This window comes from Blautia intestinihominis, assembly GCF_040096655.1.
GTDB lineage: Bacteria > Bacillota > Clostridia > Lachnospirales > Lachnospiraceae > Blautia_A > Blautia_A intestinihominis.
The window spans coordinates 1-7,780 of the sequence record NZ_JBBMEI010000108.1; the positions used below are offsets into that span (position 1 = coordinate 1).

The 7,780-nt window shown below is 43.4% G+C and carries 7 protein-coding genes; all 7 read left to right on the forward strand.

Annotated elements, in window-relative coordinates; translation table 11 throughout:
* Positions 1–1,217 (forward strand): prealbumin-like fold domain-containing protein (locus WMO75_RS18015; RefSeq protein WP_349078660.1); only part of this gene is annotated, 1,217 nt, incomplete at its 5' end.
* Positions 1,214–3,130 (forward strand): SpaH/EbpB family LPXTG-anchored major pilin, encoded by a 1,917-nt coding sequence (locus WMO75_RS18020; protein ID WP_349078661.1) that lies wholly within the window; start codon positions 1,214–1,216, stop codon positions 3,128–3,130. The genes WMO75_RS18015 and WMO75_RS18020, both read left to right, overlap by 4 nt.
* Complete coding sequence (locus WMO75_RS18025; protein WP_349078663.1) at positions 3,131–3,985, forward strand: class C sortase; 855 nt, start codon at positions 3,131–3,133, stop codon at positions 3,983–3,985.
* A complete protein-coding gene (locus tag WMO75_RS18030) occupies positions 3,982–4,824 on the forward strand; it encodes a class C sortase (protein WP_349078665.1) in 843 nt (280 codons plus the stop codon). Before WMO75_RS18025 ends, WMO75_RS18030 begins: the two co-directional genes overlap by 4 nt.
* Complete coding sequence (locus WMO75_RS18035; protein WP_118698183.1) at positions 4,821–5,552, forward strand: isopeptide-forming domain-containing protein; 732 nt, start codon at positions 4,821–4,823, stop codon at positions 5,550–5,552. Before WMO75_RS18030 ends, WMO75_RS18035 begins: the two co-directional genes overlap by 4 nt.
* A 189-nt stretch (positions 5,553–5,741) precedes the next feature.
* Positions 5,742–6,851: a lactonase family protein gene (locus WMO75_RS18040; protein ID WP_118698182.1), complete on the forward strand. Its 1,110-nt coding sequence runs from the start codon at positions 5,742–5,744 to the stop codon at positions 6,849–6,851.
* Between the two features lie 292 nt (positions 6,852–7,143).
* Positions 7,144–7,554, forward strand: coding sequence for an IS200/IS605 family transposase (gene tnpA, locus WMO75_RS18045; RefSeq protein ID WP_255647177.1), 411 nt, complete (start codon positions 7,144–7,146; stop codon positions 7,552–7,554).
* Positions 7,555–7,780 lie beyond the last annotated feature (226 nt).

Below are 7,780 nucleotides of genomic sequence, written 5' to 3' on the forward strand. Positions count from 1 at the left end.
GGAAGGGGCTCCCGGAATATATTCCGGGATCTGCCACGATAAAAGAGGATGGAAAGGATGTCACTGTCTATCACGTCAGAGAAAATCATGGCGGATACTATCAGGAGGAAGAGAAAAATACAGCAGAAGGCAAAGAAAGAAACGGTGAAACGGAAAAGACGGCGTTTTGCTTTGTTAATACGCCTACAGAGATTCAGGCATCCAAAACTGCAGATCTTGGTGAAACAAAGAAGTTTAACCTGAATGACCGTATCTTCGGGTTTACACTTACGAATAATGGAAAAGTTCAGGGAACTTATCACGCAGTGATTGCTACGGAAACGGAGAAAGAAAATGGAACAGCAGTAGTAACAAAAGAGCAGAAAGATATTACTGTTGGCAGGGAATTTTACCTCAAAAACAACCAGACCATAACCATCTATGGACTGCCAATCTACGGGAATAACGATGGAAAAAACAAGATCACATATTATATAGAAGAAACAGATTCTTCAGGAAAGAAAAAAGAAGATGGAAAGGATTCCGGATATGTACCGGGATTCCGTACCGAAATTGAAGCAGAAAATACAAACCTTTCTAACTCCGTCAGTGGAAAAAGTGGCGGAGCACAATTTGCAGATACAAAAGAAACACATCCGTCATTTGCATTCAGAAATATTCTGGAAGGCAGCATTGAAATCATCAAAACAGACGGTACCGGCAAAGCACTTCAAAATGTAGAATTTTTGCTGCAGTACAGAAAAGATGATGGAAAAACAGACGAAGACAGTGAAGCGGAATACCGGAATCTGGATGCAACTGTGTGCAGTAACAGAAATCTGGTGCGAAACAACGGTATTGCAAAAACAGATAAAAATGGCCGAATTACATTCCGGGGTCTGAAACTGGGTTACAAATATCGCCTGACCGAGATCAGGCCACTTGCAGGAACCCAGGGACTTGAAAATCCGATTACGGATATAGAACTTCCAATGCTTCTGGAAACGAAATCTGGAAACGAAATCAAACCAGTAGCAGAAACTCAGGGCAGGTTTGTCTATGTAAAACTGAAATATAAGATTTCAAATAATACATTCACAATGCCGATGACCAGCGGAAACGGTTTCTTCTGGCCAGGTATTCTGGGACTTATTGCTACAGGTATCGGAGGTGCGTTCTGGATCAGCAGTGGAAGCAGAAATAGAAACAGCAAAAAGAAGGGAGAGTATGCAGAATGAAAAAAGGAATTCTGAAATTTTTGGCTGGTACGGCGGCCATCGCTACGTTGATAGGAGGAGCACCGCTTTCTGTGCAGGCAGCAGCGACAGATACACCAAAGGCGACACTAGTGACAGATAAATATTATAAAACATTGCTTGGAGAGGAGGATGAAGAATCGGAAGCTCCATCTCTGACACTTAAAAAATACAAAAATGGAAGTGAAAGTAAGGACCCTATTGATGGAGTAGAGTTCAGATATGCAAAAGTCGGTGATCTCTATCAGATCGTAGATGAAAATAAAATTTCCATGGCGTATGGTGTGGAAGCTGCGTTTGCAGCTGCGTTTAAAATCACTGCAGCAGCGGATTATCACATAACTGAAAATGGCGATATGTACTATTACAAAGATATTAACGAAATTAATACACAATATTTGCAGAGTATTAATTTACAGACAGAGACTTCATTGAAAGAATATATAGGAGGAACTGCTTTTACTTCTGTAACAACAGGCTGTGATGGAAATGCCAGTGGCACAGCTAAGATCGAAAATGCGGACTATGGTCTGTATGCTGTAGTAGAGTGGAGCTCTGCAAATGCGAGTATTAATGGAGAAAAGGTATCCCTGACGAATATTCAGAGTCCTTTCCTCATTGCACTGCCTACGTATGTCACTACAAATGAGGGAGAAGCTTACTGGGAAAAAAATGTAACAGCAGAGGTCAAAAACAGCACCGACGAACCGGAAACAGAAAAGAAGATTGTGACAGCAAACGAAGATAAGACAGATGGAAGTGAAAGTGTAGACGATACAGACATTACTTCCATTGGAGACACTGTTCATTTCCGTCTGAAAGGAACGGTTCCGAATATTCCAACCGTAGCCAATGGAAATAAGGAACAGTTCAAAAAATATATTCTTGTGGATAACCTGAGCAAAGGTCTGACACCGGAAACAGAGGAAGATGGAATTCAGTTAAAAAATGTAATTGTACGTACAACAAATAATAATTATTCACTGGAGAACACCGATGAGGTACAGTATTATACTACAAAAGTCGAAAATTATACCGGAACAGAACCGGAATATATAGGTGGCAAGACAATTGCTGTTACCCTGACAGAAGAAGGCCTTAAAAGGATCAGTAACTGGGCAGCAGCTGATGCAGAAGAAACAACAAAGGAAATCTATTTCTATTACACGGCAGTAGTAAATGAAAATGTAAAGATCGGACCAGATACTCAGATCAGCGGACCGGCAGGAAACCCGAATGAAGTAAAACTCCAGTATAAGATCGGCAGCAGTGCAGACATGGAAACGGATTGGGATAAAGTTACAGAGTATACATTTGGAATCAAAGCAGATAAACAACTGGCAGGAAGTGCAGCAGCGGTAACAGATTCCAATAAAAACGCGATCACGTTCGTTCTTTATTCCACAAAAGATGGAAAGGCAGAAACAACAGGCAGAACCTATTATGAGATGAAAAAAGTAAGTGATGGTGTTTACCATGTAACTTCCAAAACAGAAACCAGTGCAGAAAACAATACAAAAATACATCCGGCAGCAGGCGGTGCACTGAATATCAAAGGTCTTGAAGAAGGAACATATTTCCTTGAAGAGCTTAGTACCGTTTCAGGCTATAATCTCCTCAAGGCACCGGTTAAGATTAAGATTACAGCAAAAACAGGAAACAATACCTATGTATTGGATGGAAAAGAAGAGAATAACAATCAGTATATTGGAACAATCAGCCAGGATGGCAACACAGACGGTATCTTCAAAGTAACGATCAACAATATCAAAGGCTTCGAACTTCCATCTACCGGCGGCAGCGGTATCTGGTTCTTCGTTCTGGCAGGTGCGTTTGCCGTGGCAGCAGGATGTGGCTACTATTCTATGACCATCCGCAAAAACCGTGCAAAATAAATGAAGACTAGGAAAAAACGCCCGCTTCTGGTTCCAGGATTTCTGATCGGAACAGGGATACTTCTGATGGCATATCCTTTTGTCAGCAATTCTCTTTATGAGCACAGGCAGGAGGAAGTCATCTACGAATATCAGAAAGAAACCGACAAAATGGATACAACACAGATCCATCAAATGCTGAAAGAAGCAGAAGAATATAATGTAAAACTGAAAAACAGAGAAGCCGTTCTGACAGATCCTTTTGACCCGGATCTTGCTGTGGATGGAACAGAAGAAAAGCAGTATGAACATCTTCTGGATCTGGAAAGTGACGGGATCATGGGGTATATAGAGATCCCGGAGATCAATGTATTTTTGCCCGTGTACCACGGCACTTCACAGGAGGTGCTGCGAAAGGGTGTTGGGCATCTTGAGAACACTTCTCTGCCTGTAGGGGGAAAGGATACGCACTGTGTCCTTTCTGCCCATACGGGACTTTCTGACAAGAAACTGTTTACAGATCTGGTTCTTCTGAAAAAAGGAGATCTTTTTTATATACAGGTTCTGGACCGGCATCTTGCCTATGAGGTGGATCAGATCCGGGTCGTCAGGCCTGAGGATACGTCACTTCTTCGGATCATTCCGGAAAAAGATCTGGTAACGCTGGTAACCTGTACACCCTATGGCATCAACAGCCATCGGCTCCTGGTAAGAGGACATCGTGTCACAGAACAGAAGAATCCGCAGAAAGCAGCCAGGAAAAAGCAGACGGCAAGTCTGTGGATGCGGCAGTATGTGCTTTCGATCCTGATCGGCATGGCATTTCTGATGGTCTTTCTGACAGGGCTGTTTCTGTACAGAAGGAGGAAGATGTGAAAAGACAGAGACTGATTTTTTTCCTGTTTCTTCTGGTGGGGATGGGATTTTTGAACTATCCGTTTGTCAGTCAGTGGGTAAATCAGAGAAACCAGAGCAAAGTCATCTATGAATATGAAAAAAAGGCAGAGAAACTGTCGGACACCGGGAAACAAAAACTTCTGGGCGAAGCCAGAAACTATAATTCAAAACTTCGCGCAGGCAGAGTACTTCCGGGTGACAGTTTTGGAGGTGGCGCAGAAGAAACTTCTGCATACAGAGAATATCAGAAACTTCTGGATGTCTCCGGAGACGGGATCCTGTGTTATCTGGAAATTCCGTCGATCGAGGTCTTTCTGCCGGTTTTTCATGGAACTTCGGAGCATGTTCTGGAACAGGGGGCGGGACATCTGTTTGGTTCTTCACTTCCTGTCGGGGGAGGGGGGACACATGCTGTGATCGCGGCACATACAGGAATCGCGACCAGGATGTTTTTTACAGATCTGGATCAGATGAAGACGGGAGATCTTTTTTTCCTGAATGTTCTGGGAGAAAAGCTGGCGTATCAGGTGAACCAGATCGTTACCGTGACACCGGACCGCACAGATCTTCTGCGGATCGAAGAGGGAAAGGATCAGGTGACACTGGTGACCTGTACTCCCTATGGGATCAACTCACACAGGCTTCTTGTAAGAGGAAAGAGGATTCCATACCGGGAAGCACAGAAACGTGCAGAACAGGCAAAAGAATCCGGATTTCTGATCTGGGGAAAAAGAGTTTTTGTACTTTCCATACTGTTTCTGGGAGCAGCAGGATTCTGGCTCCTTAAGCCATCAAAAAGGAAGGAGGAAAAAGGTTGAAAAGAAAAAATAAAAAGACAGCAGGCGTTTTTCTCCTTGCTGTGATCCTGATATTTGTAGTTCTTCCGGCTGTTTCTGTGGATGCGGCAGAGAGAAAGGGAAGCATCACGGTTCAGCTGAATGAGATCGGGACAGATCGGGAAGGCACTGCACTGGAATGTTTTTATGTGGCAGAGCAGAAGGAGAATGGCTGGCATCTGACAGAGGCGTTTGAAGGCTGTAAGGTAACTCCCTGGAATCTGTCAAGATCCACAGATTACAAAGAAGCGGCAGAAAAACTTTCTTCCTGGGTGACGGCGAAGAAACTTTCGGCAGAAACAAGGATGACAGACGCAGATGGAAAACTTGTTTTTGAAGATCTCAATGAAGGAATTTACCTCATCCGCCAGAAGAACGGGAAAAAAACCTACGGGGTGATCGCGCCGTTTCTTGTCTGTGTCCCAATGGAAGAAAATGGGGAGATCCTCTACGACATCCACACAAAGACAAAGGGAGAAGAGATCCAAAAGATCACTCCCACACCGGTGATATCTGTTACACCATCGCCATCTGTAACATCCACAGCAGCATCGTCTTCTTCCGGAAATAATCCTTCTGTAAAAAGCAGCTCTTCAAGTGTGAAAACTGTAAAAACAGGAGATGACACGGCGCTCTGGGTATTCTGGGCACTTTTGATCCTGGCAGCAGGTGGGACCGTCGGCATTCTGTATTACAGAAAAAAACATTGAGTGGAAAATAAAGTACATTAAGTATAAGATAAAATACATTTCCTCCTGAATGCTAACTTGTTCTTGGAATTGGATTGTGATATAATAAGGACACCTGAGGTTGCTGGAGTGAACAGTAACCACTTAAGTTCATGCAGAGCACTGTCTCTGCGTGGACGACGACAACGCGCGATTTTAGGAGGCAATATCATGGGGAATAAGAAATATGTAGCCTATGTGGGAACATATACCCACGGCAACAGTAAAGGTATTCAGGTTTACGATGTAGATGTTGAGAAAGGTACTCTGAAAGAACGGAGCGAAGTACAGGTCAGCAATGCATCTCATACGGCAATTTCCAAGAATGGCAAGTTTTTGTATTCCATCGAGGACGAAGGTGTGGCAGTGTTCAAACGTGACGAGAACGGTGACCTGACCCGCATTAACAGAGTCAGCATCGACGGAATGAGAGGATGTTTCCTGGCAACAGACGTGGACGGCAAATATCTGTATGTGGCAGGATACCATGACGGCAAGGTGACGGTTGTACATACACGCCGCGACGGAAGTCTCGGACGTATCATGGATGGTGTTTATCACAAGGGACTTGGAAGCGTTGCAGAGCGTAACTTCCGTCCACATGTAAACTGTGTACGTCCTACACCGGACAACAAATACCTGTGTGCAGTTGACAACGGCATCGATCAGGTCAAGATCTACCGCATCAACAAGAGACAGCATAAGCTGGAACTGGTCGACATCCTCCGCTGCCCGAGAGAGAGCGGTCCTAGGATCATCCGTTTCAGTGCAGACGGCAGATTTGCATATATCCTGTTTGAGCTGAGCAATGAGATCAAGGTTTACAGCTATGACGGAAGCGGCAGTACTCCTGAGTTTGAACTGCTCCAGAGTGTCAGCACACTCAGAAAGCCGAATGACGAGGATGCGATCCACAATGCGGCATCCGGACTTGCACTTGCACCGGACGGCAGGCATCTGTTCTGTACAACTGCCGGAGAGAATTCGGTTTCCATGTATGAGATTGACCATGAGACCGGACTTCTTGAGAAGAAGTTCAATCTTCCGATCAGTGGCGATTATCCGAAGGATCTGGTAATCTTCCCAGATAATAAGCACATCGCACTTGCGAACCATGCAAGCAACTCCATCACTACGTTTACTGTAGACTATGACAAGAATATTATCGTTATGAACGATAAACCCCATCATATTGAGACACCAAACTGCATCCATATCTGGCCGGTACCGGATGAGGTAGCAGGAGATGTACATATCGACGAAGACGAAGAAATAATGTAAAGGAAATGTCGCAGTAATGATTTTTTAAATCATTACTGCGACATTTTTGTTGTTTGAAAAATATCAGATATTTATTCTTTTTCATATGTATTTGTGATTTTAGGACGATAAGCGGGAATCCTCGGCAATTCAATTACCGAGATGAAAGCGTAGAATTGTACATATCTGCACATGGAAATAATATAATAATCCCTTAACTCCTTGATATTAATGCCGTAACTGGCATATAATTAATCGAAAATATGTTCGATTTTTTGTTGTGCGTTTCCACTCGTTATGTTATACTATATGTATGAAAGAAAATCTAATACATTATAGAACTTGTGTGTGTAATATTAACTACCATATGGTATGGTCAGTGAAATACCGGCGGAAAATATTAAATCCAGAAATTGAGGAATACCTTCAGGAACTGGTGCAGCAGATTGCTGAGGACAAGGGCTTTGCCGTTCATTTATTTGAATGTGGTGAAGGTGACCATGTCCATTGTTTTGTATCAGCTCCACCAAAGCTGTCTATAACAGCAATTGTCAAATATCTGAAGGGGATCACCGGCAGAAAATTATTCGAACGTTTTCCGGAAATAAGAAACCAGCTATGGAAGGGAGAGCTGTGGAACCATTCCTATTATGTGGAGACAATCGGATCTGTATCTGAAGAAAATATCCGCCGTTATATTGAACATCAGAGCAAATCGTATTAAATCAGGGTGGAGTGTAAAGATCCATCTGTATAGCTGTCTGAAGGGAGGAGAGGAATGCTGCTGTCACACAGAACATCGTTAAAGATCTGTCCGGAATATTCCAACATTATAGGGCATATGTGTTATGCGGCTTCCAAACTCTGGAATGCCTGCAACTATGAACGCCATCATTATAAAGAACTGGGACTGGAAAAGTATCCTGACTGGTATTATCAGAAAAAAGCAC

Bases quoted from the DNA above. Each gene is read 5' to 3' on its own strand.
- WMO75_RS18020 (WP_349078661.1), top strand. From the start codon at position 1,214: ATGAAAAAAGGAATTCTGAAATTTTTGGCTGGTACGGCGGCCATCGCT.
- WMO75_RS18025 (WP_349078663.1), top strand. From the start codon at position 3,131: ATGAAGACTAGGAAAAAACGCCCGCTTCTGGTTCCAGGATTTCTGATC.
- WMO75_RS18040 (WP_118698182.1), top strand. From the start codon at position 5,742: ATGGGGAATAAGAAATATGTAGCCTATGTGGGAACATATACCCACGGC.
- tnpA (WP_255647177.1), top strand. From the start codon at position 7,144: ATGAAAGAAAATCTAATACATTATAGAACTTGTGTGTGTAATATTAAC.